The 21,243-nt window shown below is 41.2% G+C and carries 23 protein-coding genes, 1 pseudogene and 1 other annotated feature; of the genes and pseudogenes, 20 read left to right on the forward strand and 4 right to left on the reverse strand.

Annotated features, from left to right (window positions below):
- Positions 1 to 31 precede the first annotated feature (31 nt).
- Positions 32 to 1,060, reverse strand: a complete 1,029-nt coding sequence (locus I6L24_RS06260) for an IS701 family transposase (protein WP_080591875.1) — start codon at positions 1,058 to 1,060, stop codon at positions 32 to 34.
- Positions 1,061 to 1,172: 112 nt separating this feature from the next.
- Between I6L24_RS06260 and I6L24_RS06265 the strand changes: the two genes are divergently transcribed.
- Together I6L24_RS06265 and I6L24_RS06270 are read left to right on the forward strand one after the other, a co-directional pair.
- Complete coding sequence (locus I6L24_RS06265; protein WP_228733340.1) at positions 1,173 to 1,790, forward strand: fimbrial biogenesis chaperone; 618 nt, start codon at positions 1,173 to 1,175, stop codon at positions 1,788 to 1,790.
- Between the two features lie 33 nt (positions 1,791 to 1,823).
- The gene (locus I6L24_RS06270) at positions 1,824 to 2,567 is read left to right on the forward strand and encodes a fimbria/pilus outer membrane usher protein (RefSeq protein ID WP_228733341.1); all 744 of its coding nucleotides are present in this window, start codon (positions 1,824 to 1,826) and stop codon (positions 2,565 to 2,567) included.
- A gap of 21 nt (positions 2,568 to 2,588) precedes the next feature.
- Here I6L24_RS06270 and I6L24_RS06275 read toward each other — a convergent pair whose 3' ends face one another.
- Positions 2,589 to 3,521, reverse strand: coding sequence for an IS5 family transposase (locus tag I6L24_RS06275; RefSeq protein ID WP_216986530.1), 933 nt, complete (start codon positions 3,519 to 3,521; stop codon positions 2,589 to 2,591).
- 55 nt (positions 3,522 to 3,576) lie between these two features.
- Here I6L24_RS06275 and I6L24_RS16535 point away from each other — a divergent pair.
- Positions 3,577 to 3,840: pseudogene (locus I6L24_RS16535) on the forward strand (fimbria/pilus outer membrane usher protein); the annotation flags it as partial.
- A 1-nt stretch (position 3,841) separates the two neighbouring features.
- On the opposite strand, the gene I6L24_RS06280 reads toward I6L24_RS16535, so the two are convergent.
- Positions 3,842 to 4,664, reverse strand: a protein-coding gene (locus I6L24_RS06280; RefSeq protein WP_085064288.1) for an IS5 family transposase whose coding sequence is annotated in 2 segments (ribosomal slippage) — positions 3,842 to 4,282 and positions 4,284 to 4,664 — 822 coding nt in all. Because the reading frame shifts where the segments join, the coding sequence is not laid out codon by codon here.
- Positions 4,665 to 4,861: 197 nt separating this feature from the next.
- Here I6L24_RS06280 and I6L24_RS16540 point away from each other — a divergent pair.
- From I6L24_RS16540 to I6L24_RS06360, 17 genes are all read left to right on the forward strand, one after another.
- Positions 4,862 to 5,692, forward strand: coding sequence for a fimbria/pilus outer membrane usher protein (locus I6L24_RS16540; protein ID WP_228733342.1), 831 nt, complete (start codon positions 4,862 to 4,864; stop codon positions 5,690 to 5,692).
- A complete protein-coding gene (locus I6L24_RS16545) occupies positions 5,674 to 6,036 on the forward strand; it encodes a hypothetical protein (RefSeq protein WP_228733343.1) in 363 nt (120 codons plus the stop codon). Before I6L24_RS16540 ends, I6L24_RS16545 begins: the two co-directional genes overlap by 19 nt.
- Positions 6,037 to 6,048: 12 nt before the next feature.
- A protein-coding gene (locus tag I6L24_RS06290; protein ID WP_148335363.1) for an IS3 family transposase occupies positions 6,049 to 7,268 on the forward strand; the annotation gives its coding sequence in 2 pieces (ribosomal slippage) (positions 6,049 to 6,325 and positions 6,325 to 7,268; 1,221 coding nt in all).
- Positions 6,324 to 6,440, forward strand: a sequence feature (AL1L pseudoknot). (Overlaps the previous gene by 117 nt.)
- A gap of 140 nt (positions 7,269 to 7,408) precedes the next feature.
- Positions 7,409 to 7,819, forward strand: coding sequence for a hypothetical protein (locus tag I6L24_RS06295; protein WP_005103244.1), 411 nt, complete (start codon positions 7,409 to 7,411; stop codon positions 7,817 to 7,819).
- Between the two features lie 241 nt (positions 7,820 to 8,060).
- Positions 8,061 to 9,341, forward strand: a complete 1,281-nt coding sequence (locus tag I6L24_RS06300; protein WP_005103246.1) for a glycosyltransferase family 4 protein — start codon at positions 8,061 to 8,063, stop codon at positions 9,339 to 9,341.
- A gap of 20 nt (positions 9,342 to 9,361) precedes the next feature.
- Positions 9,362 to 9,913 carry a phosphatase PAP2 family protein gene (locus tag I6L24_RS06305; protein WP_004278361.1) on the forward strand — a complete coding sequence of 184 codons (552 nt, stop codon included), beginning with the start codon at positions 9,362 to 9,364 and terminating at the stop codon, positions 9,911 to 9,913.
- A gap of 87 nt (positions 9,914 to 10,000) precedes the next feature.
- On the forward strand, positions 10,001 to 10,201 hold the full coding sequence (gene iscX, locus I6L24_RS06310) for a Fe-S cluster assembly protein IscX (protein ID WP_004278360.1): 201 nt from the start codon (positions 10,001 to 10,003) through the stop codon (positions 10,199 to 10,201).
- Positions 10,202 to 10,311: 110 nt separating this feature from the next.
- Complete coding sequence (gene ndk / locus I6L24_RS06315) at positions 10,312 to 10,743, forward strand: nucleoside-diphosphate kinase (protein ID WP_004647460.1); 432 nt, start codon at positions 10,312 to 10,314, stop codon at positions 10,741 to 10,743.
- A gap of 122 nt (positions 10,744 to 10,865) precedes the next feature.
- Positions 10,866 to 12,101, forward strand: coding sequence for a 23S rRNA (adenine(2503)-C(2))-methyltransferase RlmN (gene rlmN / locus I6L24_RS06320; RefSeq protein ID WP_004278358.1), 1,236 nt, complete (start codon positions 10,866 to 10,868; stop codon positions 12,099 to 12,101).
- Positions 12,102 to 12,115: 14 nt separating this feature from the next.
- Entirely contained in the window at positions 12,116 to 12,916 is an 801-nt protein-coding gene (pilW, locus tag I6L24_RS06325; protein ID WP_005103248.1) for a type IV pilus biogenesis/stability protein PilW, read from the forward strand.
- Positions 12,907 to 13,698: a helix-turn-helix domain-containing protein gene (locus I6L24_RS06330; RefSeq protein ID WP_004647463.1), complete on the forward strand. Its 792-nt coding sequence runs from the start codon at positions 12,907 to 12,909 to the stop codon at positions 13,696 to 13,698. The genes pilW and I6L24_RS06330 overlap by 10 nt, the downstream gene beginning before the upstream one ends.
- Before the next feature lie 23 nt (positions 13,699 to 13,721).
- A complete protein-coding gene (gene ispG, locus I6L24_RS06335; protein WP_004278355.1) occupies positions 13,722 to 14,843 on the forward strand; it encodes a flavodoxin-dependent (E)-4-hydroxy-3-methylbut-2-enyl-diphosphate synthase in 1,122 nt (373 codons plus the stop codon).
- A gap of 3 nt (positions 14,844 to 14,846) precedes the next feature.
- A complete protein-coding gene (gene hisS, locus I6L24_RS06340; RefSeq protein WP_005103249.1) occupies positions 14,847 to 16,142 on the forward strand; it encodes a histidine--tRNA ligase in 1,296 nt (431 codons plus the stop codon).
- Positions 16,143 to 16,172: 30 nt separating this feature from the next.
- A complete protein-coding gene (locus tag I6L24_RS06345) occupies positions 16,173 to 16,871 on the forward strand; it encodes a YfgM family protein (protein WP_005103250.1) in 699 nt (232 codons plus the stop codon).
- On the forward strand, positions 16,868 to 18,016 hold the full coding sequence (gene bamB / locus I6L24_RS06350; protein WP_005103251.1) for an outer membrane protein assembly factor BamB: 1,149 nt from the start codon (positions 16,868 to 16,870) through the stop codon (positions 18,014 to 18,016). Before I6L24_RS06345 ends, bamB begins: the two co-directional genes overlap by 4 nt.
- A 167-nt stretch (positions 18,017 to 18,183) precedes the next feature.
- Entirely contained in the window at positions 18,184 to 19,593 is a 1,410-nt protein-coding gene (gene der, locus I6L24_RS06355; RefSeq protein ID WP_004278348.1) for a ribosome biogenesis GTPase Der, read from the forward strand.
- 138 nt (positions 19,594 to 19,731) lie between these two features.
- Positions 19,732 to 20,376, forward strand: a complete 645-nt coding sequence (locus I6L24_RS06360; protein ID WP_005103255.1) for a 4'-phosphopantetheinyl transferase family protein — start codon at positions 19,732 to 19,734, stop codon at positions 20,374 to 20,376.
- 23 nt (positions 20,377 to 20,399) lie between these two features.
- Here the strand turns inward: I6L24_RS06360 and I6L24_RS06365 are convergent, their stop codons facing one another.
- Positions 20,400 to 21,170 carry an SDR family oxidoreductase gene (locus I6L24_RS06365; RefSeq protein WP_005250754.1) on the reverse strand — a complete coding sequence of 257 codons (771 nt, stop codon included), beginning with the start codon at positions 21,168 to 21,170 and terminating at the stop codon, positions 20,400 to 20,402.
- Positions 21,171 to 21,243: the final 73 nt, after the last annotated feature.

Here is a 21,243-nt window from a genome sequence, read left to right on the forward strand (position 1 = left end):
AGCTTTTTTATATTATAGGACTTACGCACTATTATTTATAGATTTTCTGTGGCAGCAGATGATTCTTATCGAGAATAAATTCATCAATAAAGTTCTTGATAATTGGTCTAAATAATTTCTTCTGCCAACGATATACATTTTCAAAGATCCGCTCAAACTGGTTCTTTTGTATCTCAACATAGGCCATCAAGGCTGAGAAAATATGATTCAAAATCAGCTTAGATCGTCTTACTTGAAACTTTTCAATATGACAAACCTGTTTAATTACTCGATGATATTGTTCTATTTTCCAATGACTTGAATGTAATTCATAAAAACCATCAAAGGACAATAAATCATCTTCATCTTGATGCACAATATAAAATCTCTGCTGTTCTTTTAACTGAGTCTTAAATAATTGTACAAAGCCAACATCTTTGAGCCAGACCACTTGACCCTGATGAAAATTCGGCAATAAACGGAGTTGAAACCATTGTCCTTTTTCAGGGGAAACCTTACGGTTACTGTCGACACCAAACATAAATCGAATACCATGTTTTCTTATGGTTTTTAGATTTTCAGTCGATGAATACCAACTATCACCTGTAATGAATTGAATCTTTGCACCCCAATCGAGTACTTCACTTAACATCTCCATAAAGTAATCATTCTTGGTTTTACTTTCTGACTTATCATAAATTCGAAAATTAATTGGAATATTTTTGCCATGTTGATCTGTCGCATACAAGGTAATGAGATTAATACCCTTGACGGATCGGTGGTGTTTACCTGACCAAAAATAGCTAACTAAGTCCATATGTTGACTATATGGCTTATCTAAAACAGTATCATCAATACTGACTATAAGTTTATTATTATCAATGTGTTGAATTGCTTCTTGATATAGATCGTGAGCTGTGTAGTCTTCACGCTCCAAAAAGCGATTTACACTGTCATGCGAGATATTATAAGTCTCGGCAAGTTGTGTGCAGCTAATAGAGTTTGGTTCTGTCATGAGAAAGCCCATATAAATGGGTAATGTACAAGTTGCTGTAGAAGCATGTTTAGTTCGTCTGATCACAGATACGTTATAAAGTAGTTTGAGACTTTTTTAAATCCGTCAATGCGTAAGTCCTATATTATTTCTTTGTGGTTTTTATGCATCAGCAGGAATAAAATTTACACCTGTCCAGATGAATATAGATGATTTCAAAAGGCAGAAAAGTACAACTGTAAATATTGAAAGTACGGGGATATCTACTTCCAAAATATATGAAATTAATGCATTTAAGTGGGAACAAAATGATAAAGGGGAAGATATTCTAGTAAAGGATGATACATTGTTATTTAACCCAAAAATTTTTGAATTAAAACCAGAGAGTAAACAATTGGTTCGGATGGGTTTTAGTCAATCCCCAGCAAACTTAAAAAAAGAACAAGCATGGCGAATTATTTTTGAAGAAATTACGCCTGTTGTAGATAAATCTAACTTAACTTTTCTATTTAATTTTTCTTTACCATTATTTGCTGGTAAACAAGTATCTCCTAAGCTGGATGTAAATATTCAAAAAACGAGTAATACATCTTATTTAAACATTAATAATGTGGCTGATTCTCATGCAAAGCTTATAGAAATAATTGTTTTAGATCAGAATAATAAAGAAATAGTTAAAAAAAATATAGTTCAATATATTTTAAGTGGTAAAAAGGTTGTAGTTGATCTGGGTGATATTAATGTAAATGGGAGGTTGAAGCTTAAAATAAAATTAGAGGACCAAGCAGAATATCTTGAATTTCCTATTAAAGTATAGTTATTAAATAATAAAAAGTAAAAGGATAATACTATGAGATCCACAAAAGTCCTTCTTATGATTGTATGTGGGATGGGATTGTCAAATATCAATGCAGAAATAATTCAAGGAATAACAAAGCCAGAAAACCCAGAAATACTTATCGTTAATATTTGGGTGAATGGCTTAGATTATAACACGGAAACAGTAACTTTTTTTGAGGGGGATAAGAGATTTGTTGAATGTAAGGCTTTGGAAAATATTGGAATTCGTGTAGAGAAAACACCTCGGCATACAATTAAGAAGGATTTTTGTCTTATTACTCAACCGGGAATTAAAGTCGAAGATGATTATAGTTTGCAAGCAATAAAAATATTTTTCCCTGTCGATTATTTTGTGGGAACTGACTATGATCTGCAAATAGAAATTCCTGAAAAAGCAAACTTTGGAGGTTTTGTTAATTATAATTTATTTTATAATAGAGATGATGAAGACCAAGATTTTAATACGTTTTCAGAATTTGGCATATTTAAAGATTATTGGTTATTTAAAAATGCTTTTTTATATCGAAAAGAGCCTGATGAGTTTGAAGAAAATTTGTTAAGAGTAAATAGCACTCTAGATATTGAATTTCCAGAAAAGTATTTAAGATTAACTATAGGAGATACTACAAGTACTTATAATTCATTAAATAGTTCTTTTCGTTTCGGAGGATTAAGTTTTGGAACAAATTATACAGATCGACCAGATTTTATCTACTGGAACACGGCTTTGTTGCATAAAGGTTTGAAAGGCTGAGTTCCCTTAAGCTACTCAAATTTAAGAGACAACTTGGGTATGAGGGCGACCTAATTCTGTGAATTTATTCAAGACTGCCATGCGTGCATGGATCTCATTCACCTGACTTGGAAAACTCCGCGCTGTTAATTTATCGCCTAATAATTTGATGCCATGCATCTTGGTTTCAACCAAACTTCGACGGTGATAACCAGACCACTTTTTCCAAAGCGATCTGCCTAGCCGTTTGACTGTCTTTAATAATTCGTTCCGCTCTATAGACCTCGCTTGCTGATCCTTCCAAGGCTTTGCATTCTTTCTAGGTGGAATGATCGCATGTGCATCTCGATCTAAAATGACTTGTCGGCAGTGCTTTGTGTCATAAGCACCATCTGTATAAACAGAATCAATTGGTTCATCCAAGGGAATTTGAGCAAGTAAATCTTCGAGTACTTGAGAATCACTGACATTATTTGTGGTGAGTTGTACTGCACGTATTTGCAGGGTTTTAGCATCTATAGCAATGTGAAGCTTACGCCATTGGCGACGATATTCAGCCCCATGTTTCTTGCGTTTCCATTCACCTTCACCAAGAAACTTCAAACCAGTAGAGTCTACGAGTAGATGCAGTCCATCACTACTTTTTTGATAGCTAATCGCAATATCAATATGCTTTTGTCTACGACAAAGGGTGGAATAATCCGGAGCTGTCCAATCTAATCCAGAGAGTTTAATCAGACTTTGAACAAAACCTGTGACCATACGTAAAGAGAGTCGGAATAGTAATTTGATCATTAAGCAGCATTGAATCGCTGTATCGGAGTAGGTTTGATTTCGACCTTGCTTGCCTTGTGATTGTGCATACCACTGAGTCTTTGGATCAAACCAAATGGAAATATTACCTCGGTTAATTAAGGCTCGGTTATAGGATGACCAATTGGTTGTACGGTAGATTTTAGAGGCAGGCTTATTCATTTTGAAATTATATTGCTGAATAAGCTTTTGATGCTAGGTTTGTGCAACAAAGCCCTGGAACACTCCTAACTTAACAGGAAGTGCAAGCCTACCTTCAACTGTAGACTTATTCATTAATGGTGTAAGACTTTATAGGGACTCAGTTGCTCCGGGATATTATAGCCTTCCAGCTGGAGGTGTTTTAAGTCAAGCTGGGAATGCTCAAATAGTAGTTGAAGATATTTTAGGTAATCGTACTGTAAGAAGTTTTCCTGTTTTTATTAATAGTCGATTACTTAAACCAAAACTAAATGAATATAATAGATCTCTTGCGAAAGTCGTTATTGCAAGTTCATCCGGTTTACCAGTGCAGCGATTAAGTTAATGCGTAAACCGAATCTTTTCCGTCTATTTCGATAGCGTTCACTTAGTATTCTAAATCTTTTCAATTGACTGTTAATATGTTCGATTACAACTCGTATTTTTCCAATCATTTTATTGTAATTTTTCTCAGCATCAAATAAGGGTAAATTCTTCTTTTTCTTTATTGGCATCAATAATTTAAAGCCATCTTGCTCTAACCCATAGTACCCTAAATCGGTCATAACATAGTCACAATGTTTGAATTTCTTAACTGTTTTTCTTGCCAATTTAATATCATGCTGACTGCCAGACGATATATCTACTCCTATGATTTGTTTGCTCTTCGGATGATAGATCACTTGGGCTTTTAACGTATGTTTCTTCTTTTTACCACTGTAGAACTTACTCTGATTTTTTTTTCGGGCGTTCTATTAAGCATTCTGTCGCATCAATAATTACCCAGTTAAATTGTTCGTCTGCTGTGGTAATGCTTCGTTTTGGCAGGGTAAAACGTCTTGATTTCATTAATGCATCTTCAACCTTTTTAATAGTTCGATTCACATTACTTTCAGCGATATGGTAATTTGCCGCCAATTCCAATTGGGTGTTGTAGCTCCGTAAGTAATTGAGTGTTAATAATAATTGATCCTCTATAGCTAAAGTATGAGGACGCCCTAATTTCTTTTTAAGTGATTCTGCTTCTTTTAAAACTTCGACCATTTCACTAAAAACTGCTCGAGGTACACCAACCAAGCGCTGGAATTCAGAATCTGAAAAACGATTTAATTTCTGATATTTCATGAAATCTATATTGAGGCAGTTTTTACTTTCGCAAGAGGTCTAATATCTCATTCGGTAAGCTGCGTTATAATTATGATTCTGTAGATGATGATTACCGTGACTTTTTTTCTAAGTTTTATTTCCGTCGTGGTATTAACTCTTTTACTACTTTAGGTGTCGATCTTTTATATAACCAGGATGTTAGTAATCTTGATTTATTGTGGACGCAAGGTATAAGTAAATATTTTTTAATTGATAGTGCTTTTTCAGCTAGTCAAATTAAAGATGGAGATCAAGGTTATGCTGCTAAAATTAGTCTGACTCGAAATTTAAGAAATTGGTCTGTAGGATTAAATGGTAAGTATTTCTCTGAAGAATACGAATATCTGGGAAATAATTTATATGAATCTAATCTAAAATATTCGGGGATGTTCTATTTTAATTTTTCTAATCTAAAATTTATTGATAATTTGGGTTTTAATTATATATATCAATCTTACTACAATAATAATGGATTATTAAGCGAAGACCGTAAATTTTTTGATATTAGAGCATCTAAGGCTTTAACAAATAATTTATATACTAATTTTGGTTTTTATAAGGACTATAGTGATGAGGATGATCAAGGATTTAATATTGCTCTTTATTATAATTGGGGAGCAAATAAACGAATTTCCCTAGACCATGATACGGCCGATAATGAAACAGCTTTAAGTTTTAGTCGAACCACCTCAACCCAAAATGGTTTCGATTATGTAATAGGCGTAAACCAAGCTGATGATGAACTTCATTACAATGCTTATGGGTTATGGAAAACCAGTGTTGGCAATTTGCAGCTTTCTCATGATGAATATGAGGATCGTCGCAATTCACAGCTTAGTTTTGATGGTGCTTTAGTCTGGCTAGGGAGTAAAGTAGCGCTGACTAAATATGCAGATAATGCGTTTGCACTTGTGCACGTGGATCAGCACCCAGACTTAGATATTTACCGTTCGGCTGGACTGGTGGGAGTACCAATAAAAATGGTTATATGTTCGTTCATAATCTGATTCCTTATATTCATTATGATATTTCTTTTGATCATAATCAGTTAGGCTTAGATGAAACTTTCGAACAATCTTCAAAAAAAATAATTGGACTTGAACAGCGAGGATATCGGTTAAATTTTCCTGTTCACAAAACTAAGCGTATAGCCCTTAGACTCAAAGATATTAAACAAAATAATTTATCACCAGGCTCTGAAGTGGTTGTAGAAGGCATAACTGCAGAACCTTTTTTTGTGGATAGTCAAGGAATGGTTTATTTATACCTCTTCAAAGCCGGTTCATATAGCCTCAAAGTCCAGACTCAAGGAGTGAACCGTACCGGGTTTGTCGGAGAGTCAATATTCTGAGAGACTATCCCGATGACAAAATTAAAATATACCCCTGAAATCAGAGAAAGAGCGGTTCAATTATTGATTGAATCCGAAAAAGATTATCCATCGAATTGGGCTGCGATCACCGCTATTGCTCCCAAGATAGGTTGTACTCCTGAAACACTACGTGTTTGGTATCAAAAATATTTAGATAAACTAAATCCAGTTAAAGTACAGCAGCTTTCAGACCAAGAACGTATCAAACAACTCGAACGCGAAAATAAAGAACTGCAACGCGCCAATGAGATTCTACGTAAAGCAGCCGCTTTTTTCGCCCAGGCGGAGCTCGACCGCCCACACAAATAATGGTGGATTTTATCCATAATAATAAAGAGCTGTACGGAGTCGAGGCGATTTGTAGAATTTTACCGATCGCACCCTCAACCTATTACCGGACTCTAGATCTCTGCGAAAACCCAGAACATCGAGCAAAGCGAGATCTACATGACTTGCATCATGCTGAACAAATTAAACGAATTTGGAAGGAAAGTTCAGGTCGATATGGTGTACGTAAAGTTTGGCAAAAACTGAAACGTGAAGGCTATATTATTGCACGCTGTACAGTTGCTCGATTGATGCAAAAGCTAGGTATACAAGGTGTTTGGCGAGGTAAGAATAAACAAACTACCCATAGCCGAGATGATCAAAAACGAGCAGATGACTTGGTGAAACGCAATTTTAGTGCTGATCACCCTGACCAGCTGTGGGTCGCTGACTTTACGTATATTCAAACAAATTCAGGCTGGGTCTATACCGCCTTTATTATTGATGTGTTCTCGCGAGCAATTGTTGGATGGAAAGTATCAACACGGATGAATACAGACATGGTGCTCGATGCACTGGAGCAAGCATTGCATGATCGAGGCATGCCAAAGAACGTGATTCATCATAGTGACAGAGGTGTGCAATATCTTTCCATTCGTTATACCAATCGTTTAGAAGCAGCAAATTTACGAGCATCAGTCGGTACGACCGGTGATTCATACGATAATGCTTTGGCTGAAACAGTGAATGGCTTATACAAAACAGAGGTGATTGAATATTTAAAAGCAGATTGGCAAGGTTTAGCGGATGTACAACTTGCGACATTAAATTGGGTAGATTGGTTCAATAAAGAGCGTGTACATAGTGCACTAGGTTATGTGCCACCTTTTGATTTTGAAGCAATGTACTATGATAAAATTAATCCGTTAGGTCAGGTGGCCTAACTTAAATAAAAAAGTCTCCGACAAACCCGGTACGGTTCACAGGCCAACAGTGCCAAGTTCAGTTCACACTTAATGAAAATCAATTCCAGAACTTAGATAAACAAATGCTAGAAGCAATATGCAGATAGGAGTACAAAAAAATGAAAAAACTCTTCATATTTATAACTACCTTACTAATGAGTGGAATCGCGGCAGCTCAGTATTGTTCTATTGATGGATTTACTGATTCAGAATTGCGTCTGGCAAGTTATCAACGTAGCCAAGCTGCAACCTCTTTTAATGTTTCTTGTGATAAAGGTTACTCTATCTTATTCAGTAGCCAAAACTTGATAAATCCGGATGGTACAAGTTATGTATCGAATGGTCCTTATAAATTACGAACCAAATTAAATTTAAGTGGGGCTAACAGTAATCTATGGGGGGTAAAACTTGATCAAAATTCTGGAAAAAGACAAAAATATATTATTTCTGTTCAACTAGTTGATAATCCTTATAGTGGTGTGCCTGCAGGAGACTATCAGGACCAGATCTCAGTCGATATCGATTTTTAAAAATAAAATTTTAAATATCAAAAAGCCTATAATGATAATAAATAATTGAAAATATTTGAAAGTATTGAAGGGGAGTGTGTAGTAAGTGAATATCTGTTAAACAAGCAGATATTCACTTACTTTTAAGTCGAATGGAGAAGTGGTAAGCATTGTTGTGGAGTTGTATTTAAGCTTCATGATTCATCAAATAGTCATGAGATCTTTCTATACTGGGTGAAAAATATAAGCGAATAGGTGCGAGATGCAACAAATTTCCATCTCAGAATTATTAGAGCAAAGACCTGTTATTCACAAAATCCAGTTTGATTTAAAAGAACAACGTAAACAGGCCATTCATGACAAAATAGTCCTAGAAGATCTGACACGGTCCCGTTTAAAAATTGCCATCGTTACCGAAACCTGGCCTCCTGAAATCAATGGTGTTGCCCATGCTTTATTGCAACTTTGTAAAGGATTGCAAAAACAGGGACATAAGATTTTATTAATACGTCCAGAACAACGACAAGCCTGTAACGATTTTAAACCACATAGTGAATGTCTGGTTAAAGCGCATTGCCTTCCTAAATATAGCAATTTGCAGTTTGGTAGACCGCAATTTCTAAAAATCCATCAAGCTGTTGAAACTTTTACCCCCGATATTATTCACATTGTGACCGAAGGCCCTTTAGGTTTGGTAGCTCAACAGCTTGCAAAATTCCATAAAATTCCAGTCTCTAGCGGTTTCCATTCATCATTTCAAGAATTTAGTCGGTTTTTTGATTTGGCTTTTTTGCTTAAGCCGATTCAAGGCTATTTAAGGTGGTTTCATAACAATACTGATTTGACCTGTGTCCCCAGTCGAGGTACGGCTCAAGCCTTAAATCAGTTTGGTGTAACTTGTCCCTTGGCAGTTGTGGGCAGAGGCGTCGATCCAGATACATTTTCACCAAAGTGGCGATCACCAGATTTGCGCTATGTTTGGGGAGTTTCAAACGAGACCCGGGTGATGTTGTATGTCGGACGGCTTTCTCCTGAAAAGGAAATTGACGTGCTGATCAAAACCTATTTTGTGCTGCGCCAAGTTCGTCAGCAAGATATACGTTTGGTAGTGGTTGGAGATGGGCCGGATCGCACTCGACTGCAACAACTGAATCAGGATGGCAGTATTGTTTTTACCGGTAGCTTGACAGGAGAAAAACTGTCAGCGGCGTATGCCAGTGCAGATGTATTCTGTTTTGCCAGTCAGGTTGAAACCTTTGGAAATGTGGTATTGGAAGCGATGGCCAGTGGCTTGCCAGTGATTGCTTATGATTATGCTTGTGCAAACTTGCATGTGCAGCATGGTGAAACGGGATGGTTGAGCAGACTTGGACATCAGCGGGGTTTGATTCAGCAGATGCTCGGACTGCCTGATCTGCAAAGATTACAGCAGATGGGCGCGCAAGCACGTAAAAAAGCCGAAAAAGTAGGCTGGCAATATCCGGTCCGGCAATTTGAACAGGCACTGTATTCACTGGTACAGCATCAGGAATACAGGATATAAAACAAGAAAGGAGCACCAGTGTGAAACTCCAGAATGTAAAGATTAAATTTTTAGAAATCGATTTGAAAGGCTGTGTTTATCTGAATCATTTTTCGCATTCAGTCCGTATTGCCACTTTTTTTAAAATGATTAGCCGCTTAGGAAATGGTGCATTTTGGTATTTCATGCTGATACTGGTTTGGATCATGCAAGGCTTGATCTATACCGTGCAGATTGTTTATCTGATTTTGGGAAGTACTATAGGTACTATGATTTACAAGGTGCTTAAAATCAAAACTGTACGACCACGTCCTTATCAGGTACATCAAGTGATCCGTTTGGGTGAGCATCCACTGGATCATTTCAGTTTTCCTTCCGGGCATACCTTGCATGCCGTGATGGCAACCACCGTTTTAGGTTATGTCGCACCTTTATTACTGATGCTGATGTTGCCTTTTACGGTTCTGGTCGCAGTGTCCCGAATGGTGCTGGGATTGCATTATCCAAGTGATGTGGCAGTTGGCGCAATTCTGGGTGGCATGATGGCAATTGCCATTGTCCTGACCGCGCCTTATCTGAATATTGTGCTGTAAAAATAAGTGAAAGCCGGAGCAAAGGCTCGCAGATTTTCACAGATTTGTTAAAGTACAGCATCAAAGCAATTATGGTGAGAAATAGAGATGGGTTTACGTTGGACTGACACGCTCGATATCGCGATTGAACTCTATGAAGCGCATCCAGATGTGGACCCGCAGTGGATTCGTTTTACTGATTTACATGCCTGGGTGTGTGCTTTGCCTGAGTTTGAAGATGATCCAACCAAGTCGACTGAAGGTTTGCTTGAAGCCATTCAAATGGCATGGATTGACGAGGCACGCTAAGGCCTCATCTTAAAAAAGCATTTTTTTACAGATGAAAAGCAGAAAAATGCGCATTATCTCGGTATAATGCGCCAAATTTTCATGTCAACAATTGACTTAAGGAGCCTATCATGGCTATCGAACGTACTTTATCTATCGTTAAACCAGACGCAGTTGCTAAAAACCACATCGGCGACATCTTTGCTCGTTTCGAGAAAGCTGGTCTTCAAATTGTTGCAACTAAAATGAAACATTTGACTCAAGCTGAAGCTGAAGGCTTCTATGCTGAGCACAAAGAACGTGGTTTCTTTGCTGACCTAGTTGCATTTATGACTTCTGGTCCAGTTGTTGTTTCAGTTCTTGAAGGCGAAAACGCTGTTCTTGCTCACCGTGACATCCTTGGTGCGACGAATCCTAAAGAAGCTGCTCCTGGTACTATCCGTGCAGATTTCGCTGTAAGCATCGATGAAAACGCTGCTCACGGTTCTGACTCTGTAGCATCTGCTGATCGTGAAGTTAACTACTTCTTCGCTCAAACTGAGATTGCTCCACGTACTCGTTAATTCGCAGTATTCAAGCCAGATAAGTGTTATTATACTTATCTGGTTTTTTTATTCTCTGAATAATTCTTTGCTCACATATTGAGCTTCTCCTTTCATCTTTAGACATGGTTTAGGTAATACACATGAGTACTGAAGCAGTCGCTGTATCAGCAGTTTCTGAGCCACAGCAACACACTCCATCCGCTCCAGCACAGGCAAATACTGTCGAGAAAGTGAATTTACTTGGCATGTCACGTCCGCAAATGGAAAAATTCTTTGAGGACATGGGTGAGAAGAAGTTTCGTGCCGGGCAGGTAATGAAATGGATTCACCAGTTCTTTGTGACTGATTTTGCTGAAATGACCAATATTTCCGGCAAACTGCGTGAAAAACTGGAAAAGATTTGTGAAATTAAAGCGCCTGAAGTGGTGCATAAAAACTATTCTAAAGATGGTACCCGTAAATGGGTATTCCGTGTTGGCGACGGTGAAGGTTCCCTCGTCGAAACCGTATTGATTCCTGCTGAACATCGCAGTGGTTTACGTCGCACTTTGTGTATTTCTTCACAAGTGGGCTGTGCACTGGACTGTTCATTCTGCTCAACCGGTAAACAGGGTTTCCAGCGTGATTTGACTCAAGCCGAAATTATCGGTCAGCTCTGGATGGCGAACTATTCCTATATGGAAGATGTGCCGGTACTTGAGCGTGAACGTTCAGTCACGAACGTGGTGATGATGGGCATGGGCGAGCCATTGCTCAACTACGATGCAGTATTGAATTCAATGCGTATTATGCTGGATGACTTTGCATACGGCATGTCAAAACGTCGTGTGACTTTATCGACTTCTGGTGTGGTACCAAAAATCGATCAGATGGTCAAAGATATTGACGTGGCGCTGGCTATTTCATTGCATGCGCCAAATGATGAACTGCGTAACGAGCTGGTGCCGATCAATAAAAAATATCCGCTTGAGCAGCTGATTGCTGCATGTCAGCGTTACATTGCCAAAGACGGGAATGAAAGTTCACGTAAACATGTGACGATTGAATATGTGATGTTAGATGGCGTGAATGACCATCCTGAACATGCTCAGCAAATGATTAAGCTATTGAAGAATTTGCCAAGCAAGATTAATTTGATTCCTTTTAATCCGTTCCCGCATGCGCCATATGGCCGCTCAAGCCGCAACCGGATTATTTCTTTCCAAAAAACTTTGTCTGATGCCGGTTTTGTGTGTACGATTCGTCAGACACGCGGTGATGACATTGATGCCGCGTGCGGACAGTTAGTTGGACAAGTTGCTGACCGCACCCGTCGTGCGGAACAGTGGAAAAAGAAAATTGCGCAATCGAATGAGATCATGCGCTCACAAGGATAATAAGAGGTCGCCAGTTGAGAAATCTAACATCTAAGTTTGCTTTGATTTCAACAGTATGTGTGTCTTTGGTTTTAGTCGCGTGTCAGACGCCAGATCTGGGTCAGAAAGACCCTGAAAAGGCCACCAAAGTCCGTACCCAATTGGCGGTAGAATATTTGAGAACAGGTGACCTGGATGCAGCTAAACGTGCGCTGGATCAGGCACTTGAAAGCAGTCCGCGTGATTCTCAAGCGAATATGATGATGGGCGTGCTATTGCAGCAGGAAGGTAGCAAGCTTAATCTCGAAAAAGCAGATCATTATTTCAAGCGTGCGATTTCGGCAGATCCGAAAAATGCACAGGCGCGAAATAATTACGGCACTTATTTATATCAGCTTGAACGCTATAATGATGCGATCGAGCAGTTTCAAATTGCTGGTGCCACGTTGGGTTATGATCAGCGATTCCGTGCATTGGAAAATATGGGGCGGATTTACCTGAAACTGGGTGATACAGCAAATGCTGAAAAATCATTCAAACAGGCGCTGCAAGCCAATCGCGATTCTTATATTTCAATGTTAGAGTTGGCAGAAATATTTTATTTGAACCAGCAGTTCCCGGCGGCGACACAAATGTATCAACAGTTTGTGCGTGGTGTGGGACAGAAAAATCAGGGTGCCCGTGCGCTCTGGGTCGGCATTCGCACTGCGCGTGCCGGGGGTGATCAGTTGGGTATGCAGGTATTGGTCAACCAGTTACGTGCACTTTTTCCTGAAAGCCAGGAATACCAACGTTATTTGCAATTACAGTACAGTACTGAGGCCGTATGGAAGTAAATCCTAATTCACCATCGAATCATTCGAGCGTAGCTCCAAATGCGTTAGGAAATATTCAACGTCCGGGCGAGTACTTGCGCCAGATTCGTATCAATCAGCAGCGCAATCTGGAAGATGTAGCGAAAGAGCTGAACATCCCGGTCAAAACCCTGACTGCACTGGAACAGGACGAATATAAGTCTTTGCCTGAAGCAACCTTTATCAAAGGTTATTACCGGACTTATGCCAAATTTCTGGGTGTAGATGCGTCTAGTATTATTCAGCGTTTTGATGAAATTTATACCAATGATACCGGGCTGCTGCCGAACCATGCCCTGAACAATTCTCCTATTAAAATTATGGGGAAATTGCCAGGGTCTAAGCGGGACCGCAATCGTAAGTGGTTAAAGCGCATTTTTATTACGCTGGTATTGCTGCTGATTTTGGGTGCACTGTTTGCCATGATTCAGAACTGGTCAAGTAGTAATTCACAAAATAGCAGTGAAGTCTCTGGAGTAGGCGCTTCTAATGTCGAGATTCTGAATCTGGATACAGGTGCCGCACTTTCCGGTGATCAGCTGAAACTTGATTTTAACCGTCCGACTTCGGTGCATATTGTCGACTCGGCGGGTAATGTTCTGGCAACTGGCCGTCAGGCATCGAGCTTGCAGCTGAATGGTGAAGCGCCATTCCAGATTCGTCTGGATGATGCATCGGCTGTATCACTCAGTTTAAATAATGAAAATATTTCATTGTCACCCTACACTGTGAACGGAAAAGCAGAATTCCGTTTATCACCTTAACAGATCAAGAGTAGAGCAGAACGATGATCGTAAATCCAATTAAACGTCGTCCAACACGTAAAATTCGTGTGGGTTCAGTTTATGTGGGTGGTGATGCACCAATCAGTATCCAGTCGATGACTAATACTGAAACCTGTGATGTAGCAGCTACGGTTGCACAGATTCAGCGCTGTGTAGATGCCGGTGCAGACATCATGCGGGTTTCTGTACCTACCATGGAAGCCGCGGCGGCATTTGGTGAAATTCGCAAGCAGGTCAATGTACCTTTGGTCGCCGATATTCACTTCGATTATAAAATTGCTTTGGCAGTTGCGGATTTGGGTGCAGATTGTCTGCGGATTAACCCGGGCAATATCGGTTCTGAAGCGAAAATTCGTGAAGTTGTGGCCGCAGCACGTCATAACGATATTTCCATGCGGATCGGTGTCAATGCCGGTTCACTGGAAAAAGATATTCAAAAGAAATATGGTGAGCCGACTGGCCAGGCTTTGCTTGAATCTGCGATGCGCCATATCGATATTTTAGACCGTCTGGATTTCCAGGAATTCAAAATTTCAGTCAAAGCATCGAATGTGTTCCTGACCATGGATGCGTATCGTTTGCTGTCACAGCAAATTGATAATCCGCTCCATCTGGGTGTCACAGAAGCGGGTATTTACCGTACCGGTTCGGTTAAATCTGCCATCGCTCTGGGCGGCCTGCTGATGGAAGGCATTGGGGATACCATGCGTATTTCCTTAGCTGCTGAGCCTGAAGAAGAAATTAAAATCGGTTTTGATATTCTGAAATCGCTGGGTCTGCGCTCAAACGGGATTAACTTCATTGCCTGCCCAAGCTGTTCACGTCAGGAATTTAATGTGATTTCCGTGATGCAGCAACTTGAAGAGCGTTTAGAAGATATTCGTACCCCAATGGATGTCTCGGTCATTGGCTGTAAGGTCAATGGGCCGGGCGAAGCCAAAGAAGCGGATATCGGTGTAGTGGGTGCAGCACCACGTTCACTAGTGTACCGTAATGGTGAGAAGAGCCATTTAATTGACACGAATCAATTGGTTGATGAAATCGAAACCATGGTTCGTCAACGTGTTACCGAGCTTGAAGAAGCTAAATCTAAAGAAATTATTCGTACAAGTTTTCCTGAGTAGATCATGAGTTCAATCGTCGCAATCAAAGGTTTTAATGACATTCTCCCAACGCAAACCCCAGCTTGGAGACGTCTTGAACAGCATCTATCCGGTTTGATGGATGCCTATGGCTATCAACAAATTCGTTTGCCTATCGTAGAACAGACTAATTTGTTTAAACGTTCGATCGGTGATGCAACCGATATCGTTGAAAAAGAAATGTATACCTTCCTCGACAAGGGTAATCCGCCTGAGTCGTTGACGTTACGTCCTGAAGGGACGGCGGGTTGCGTACGTGCCATGCTGGAGCATAACCTGCTGCGCGGTGCGACGCCTCGCGTCTGGTATATCGGCCCAATGTTCCGTTATGAAAAACCGCAAAAAGGCCGCTACCGTCAGTTCCACCAGTTTGGTGTGGAAACTTTTGGTGTTGCGACTCCGGACATGGACGCAGAACTGATTTTGATGACGGCGCGTCTGTGGAAACGTATGGGTGTAGCAGACAAGGTTCAGCTTGAGTTAAATACACTCGGTGAGTCGGATGAGCGTGCAGCATATCGTGCGGCACTGGTTGAATTCCTGGAGTCGCATAAAGCGGATCTGGATGAAGATTCTCAGCGCCGTCTGACCACGAATCCATTGCGTATTCTGGATTCTAAAGATGCCAAAACACAAAGCATCTTGGAAAATGCACCGAAACTTCATGATTTTATGGGTGAAGAAACGCTGGCGCATTTTGCCCAGTTACAGCAGTATTTGACTGATGCAGGCGTAAGCTTCGTGATCAATCAAAAACTGGTACGTGGTCTGGATTACTACAACAAAACTGTTTTTGAATGGACCACAACTCACTTGGGTTCACAAGGTACAGTTTGTGCCGGTGGCCGTTATGACGGTCTAGTGGGTCAACTTAAAGGAAAGGCAGATCAGTCTGTCCCTGCGGTCGGTTTTGCTATGGGGATCGAGCGTTTATTGCTTCTGCTTGAACAGGTTGAAGACAATACCCGGGCACGTGATTGTGAAGTATTCCTGGTGGCTGAACCGGCTTCTCAAGGTAAAGCTTTGGTCATTGCGGAGCAGATCCGTGATCAGCTTGAAGCAGCAGGCAGTCAGGTTCGTCTGAAAGTAGGCTCACAGGGTTCAATGAAATCGCAAATGAAAAAGGCTGATCAAGCCGGTGCTTTGTATGCGGCGATTTTGGGTGAACGTGAACTGGAAGCTCAGGCGTTTACTGTGAAAGAGCTGGCAACCGCAGAGCAATCGAATGTACCATTTACGGACTTCGTTGCATTTTTTAGTACTAAAATTTCTTCAAAATAATCGATAAAACATTAGGAAAAGGGTAATCTCATGAGCGCAATGAGTGGTGATGAACAGTTTGAAAGCTTAAAATCCTTTACGAAGAAATATGGTTCTTCGATGATTACCGGGATTTTAATTGCGCTGATTGCCTTTTTTGGATGGGAATATTGGCAGAAGAAAAACCTGGCAGAGTCGCAAATGCACACTGCCAAGGTTCAGCAGTTGATGGATGATGCACAGGCATCGAAAGGTGATGGTTTTGCCAAGCTGTCTGAAACTGCGGACAAAATTGTCAAGGAAGCGCCTGACTCAGCTCAGGCGATTCAAACCCAGTTAGTCATGGCGAAACTGGCTTATGACAAAGAAGATTATGCTGCGGCCGAGAAAGCACTACAGAAAGTTGAAAACTCGAAAGTAGATGATAAAGGCCTGGTTCAGGTGGTTAAACTTCGTCTGGCCTATGCGCAACTGGCACAGAAAAAATATGATGCTGCATTGAAAACTTTAGAAGCAGTGACTGAACCTGCATTTAAAGCAACTGCCGATGAAGCACGTGGCGATATCTATGTTGCCAAAAATGATATTGAAAATGCGAAAAAAGTATATCAAAGTGCATGGGATGCTTTGATTGAACGTAAAGAAGAACGTCAGATTTTACAAATTAAGCTCGAAAGCGTAGGCGTGTTAGTCGATGATCCAGAAATCGAACGCCCAATTATAGAAACACAAGCGGAAGAAGCTGCATGAATAGAAAATACAAAATTACCTGTGCCTTGACTGTTTTAACGCTTGCACTGGCTGGCTGTGCAGGTAAAACCACTAAAGTTCCAGAAGTAAAACCGAATCCACTTCCAAAACTGACCCAAGCCAAAACCCTGGTCCCTGTATTTTCCACCAGTGTGGCGTCAACAGATGCTGCTGATCCGTTGCGTTTACGTCTGGATGCAGACAATGGCGTGGTCTTTGCGATTGACCCGAAAGGCGAAGTGTCTGCATTTAAAGGCAAACAGCGTCTGTGGCAGAAGAAAGTCAGCAAAGACAATTTAAGTTCTGGCGTTGAAGCTGCCGAAGGTCTTGTTGTCGTCGGCAACCAGAAAGGTCAGCTGTTTGCGCTAGATCAACAAACCGGCGAGCAGAAATGGACTGCGCAATTGACGGGTGCTTTACTGGCGCCTTCACTGATTCATGCAGGGCGGGTCATTAGTGTCAGCAATGACGGCACCGTATATGCGCATGAAATTGCGACGGGTGCGCAAGTTTGGACTTATAACTTACCTAATGTACAATTCAGCCTGCGTGGCATGGCTGCACCTGTTGCATTAGATGCTCGTAATGTACTGATTGCATCTTCCAATGCTTATATCTATGCACTGGATGCCTTAAGCGGTGTGCCAAAATTACAGCGTCGTGTCGCAGTGTCGGATGGGCGTTCTGATATCCAGCGTCTGGTTGATATTGACGGGGAACCGGTCGTTGCAGGCCAGTTTGTGGTGACCACCAGTTATCAAGGTCAGGTGACTGTGCTGGATTTAGCTTCACAACAGGTGGTCTGGAGTGAAGATGCCAGCAGTATCCAGCGTCCAGAAGTTGTGGGCAATGGTGTATTTGTGGCGCAAACCGATGGCAAAATCAAAGCCTTTGAAATTACCTCGGGTCAACCGCTTTGGGAAAATGACCAGTTGCTGAATCGCAAGTTAAGTAATCCGGTGATGCTGGGTACTGATCTTGTAGTCGGTGATCTGGATGGTGTCTTGCACCTGATTGATCCGCGTACCGGACAGATTACTGGTCGTTCGAAAACCTCTGGGGAAGTACGTAGCTTACGCGTCATCGACAACCAGCTGTATGTTTCCACACGCAAGGGCGCATTAAGCATTTGGCAGAACCGTTAATTTTAACGAGCCTTATGCTAAACTAGCCACAACCGTATTTTGTGAACGCGGGGTGATTGAAAAATCAATGCCCCGTGTTTTTATTTAGGGTATTTCCCCCTTATATCTTCCTATGCTTTCTGATGTTCAGGCCACTTTGACGCCTGATATTGAATAAAGGTTACTCTATGAAACCCGTAATTGCGCTCATTGGTCGTCCGAACGTCGGAAAATCAACGCTGTTCAACCAGATTACCAAGAGCCGTGACGCATTGGTGGCAGACTTCGCAGGTCTGACACGCGACCGTAAATATGGCGATGCTACCTATCAAAATAAATCTTTCATTGTGGTCGATACTGGCGGTATTGGCGAAAATGAAGGTGGGATTGACTCCTACATGGCAGAGCAATCCAAGACTGCCATTCATGAAGCCGACATTATTATTTTTGTGGTTGATGCGCGTGCCGGACTACTGGCTTCCGATGAACAGATTGCACGTGAATTACGTACTTTAGGCAAAAAAGTCTTTCTGGTGGCCAACAAGGTTGATGGCGTACATGCTGAAGCTGCCCTGGTTGAATTCTACAAACTGGGTATGGGCGAGCCGTTACAAGTGGCAGCCAGCCATGGTCGTGGTGTTCAGCAGATGTTGGAAGACGTACTTGCTGATGTACCGGAAGATGAAAATCCGGAAGAGCATGACAAAAATACGGGTCTGCGTTTAGCGATTATTGGTCGTCCGAACGTAGGTAAATCAACGCTGGTGAACCGCTTGCTCGGTGAAGAGCGTGTGGTGGCATTTGACCAGCCGGGTACAACACGTGACTCGATTTATATTCCATTCGAGCGTGATGGCCGTCAATACACCCTGATTGATACTGCCGGGGTGCGCCGTAAAGGTAAAGTTGATGAAATGATTGAGAAATTCTCGATTGTTAAAACTTTACAGGCAATGAAAGATGCTAATGTCATTGTTGTTGTGGTTGATGCGCGTGATGGTATTGTTGAGCAGGATTTGCATTTGATTGGCTATGCACTTGAAGCGGGTCGTGCCATGGTTATTGCAGTCAATAAATGGGATAACATGACTGAATATGATCGTAAGCAATGTAAGCTTGATGTAGAGCGTCGCTTCGATTTTATTCCATGGGCCAAAGTGCATTTGATTTCTGCATTGCATGGAACGGGCGTGGGCGATCTTTATCCATCGATTCACCGTGCTTATGATTCATCTCGTTTGAAAGTATCACCAGCAAAAATCACCCAGATTTTAAATGATGCGACAGATGCCCACCAACCGCCGATGGTTCAGGGTCGTCGTATTAAAATGCGTTATGCGCATATGGGTGGACAAAATCCGCCAACGATCGTTATTCACGGAAACAAAGTGGATAAAACCCCTGCGGATTATCGTCGTTACCTGGAAAATGTGTTCCGTAAAGTGTACAAGCTTGAAGGTACACCGATTAAAATCGAGTTTAAAACTTCTGAAAACCCGTTTGAAGGCCGTAAGTCTCAAGTGGATGAGCGTGCAGCTGCACGTAAACGTCGTTATGTACAGAAGTTCAAAAAAGCCGAGAAGAAATTTAAGCGTTAATTTTATAGTTTAAATTTTTCGGATAAAAAGCCTGCGTAAAGCGGGCTTTTTGTTTTGAGAAAATAATGAATTTCTCTCCCAATAAAAGTGTAAATTCTTTTACACTCAAATCAATTGACATCTTTTTAATGGATTAATGTGGCTCGGCTGATTCAAATTCATCTGCATCAACTTTCTGATCTGACTTGTTATCAATTGTCAGACCGCAAAACCCAGGTTGCCGAACGGAAAAGCGAAGTGGCATTTTTGCGCAATCAGCTTTTATCTCAATCTTTTGAATTGTCAGTTAGTGATCAGCAGGTGGTGCGGACGAATTTTGGCAAGCCTTATTTAAAGGACTATCCGGATTTCAGTTTTAATCATAGTCATAGTCAAAATTTCTACGCCTTGGCCACGAGCAAGCAAGTTCAGAACTTAGGAATTGATATTGAAGAACTGAATCGTAAAGTCCGTTTTGAAGCTTTGGCACAACATGCCTTTCATCCCGAAGAACTTAAAAAGTGGCAAGTGCTGGATTATGATCCTGAATACTGGTTTAAAGTCTGGACCACCAAAGAAGCGGTGTTAAAGGCATCAGGCTTGGGAATCCGGATCAACCTGAATGAACTCAATACCAATATCCATCCTGAACAAAATGGCGGACGCTGCGAACATCCAGAGATTGGCGTCTATGCTTATCAAAATTATTCTGTTGCTGGCTGTATGCTCACCGTGGCCTGGCAAAGTGAGCATTCCTGCAAAGGGTTGAGATTTCCAGTGATCCAGATTCATCACACTGTCTAAAACAAAATCAATCCGAATATTTTTTATTTTCTGGAAATGAGCAGGTTACTCAGCCGATTCACAAATTGCGGACTCATTCGCGATAAATGAAATAAAAACTGGCTTTTGAAACCAACCAGATGATGCGTTGCTTGCCAGATAGAATCTTTGAGTTCTGCCAGTTTCAGAATATCTTGTGCAACATCTTCTGCTTTTAAATGTACGCCCATCTTTTTGATGCTTTCTGCCTGCATATCTTTGACCATGGCCGTACTGACGAAAAGCGGCATGACATCCAAGACTCGAATCCCATAGGGTTGCCACTCAATATCCAGACTTTCAGTCAGGCCACGCACTGCAAACTTGCTGGTGGAATAACTGCTTAAATCGGCCTGGCCATAAATCGCCGAAGCGGAAGATAGATTAATGATGCGGGCAAATGAAGATTCTTTTAAATAAGGGAAAGCGGCATGACAGCCGTTCATGACCCCTTTGACATTAATATCCAGAGTCCGGTGATGTGCATCAATAGTAGTATCTTCAAAAGGCCCTGAATATAGGATCCCGGCATTATTGACCAGAATATTGATTTCACCTGCCCAAGCTGAAAATTCGGCTAAAGCTGTTTCCCAAGAAGCATAGTCAGCTACATCGAGAAAACCGGCTTTGGCATGTTCGCCCAGTTGCTGGGCCAGTTGTTCTGCCTGTTCCACCTGAACATCATAAATGCCCACCTTGTAGCCGTGCTGGTAAAATAGGGTGGCCGTCGCGGCACCAATTCCTTGTGCTGCACCACTAATCAATATACTGTGCATGTGCCTGATCTCCTTATTGTCTTTTTTTTGAGCATAACAAGGAACTGGCAGATTGACGCGACTATTTGGTAAA

Origin of the sequence: Acinetobacter lwoffii, assembly GCF_019048525.1 — a bacterium.
GTDB lineage: Bacteria > Pseudomonadota > Gammaproteobacteria > Pseudomonadales > Moraxellaceae > Acinetobacter > Acinetobacter lwoffii_K.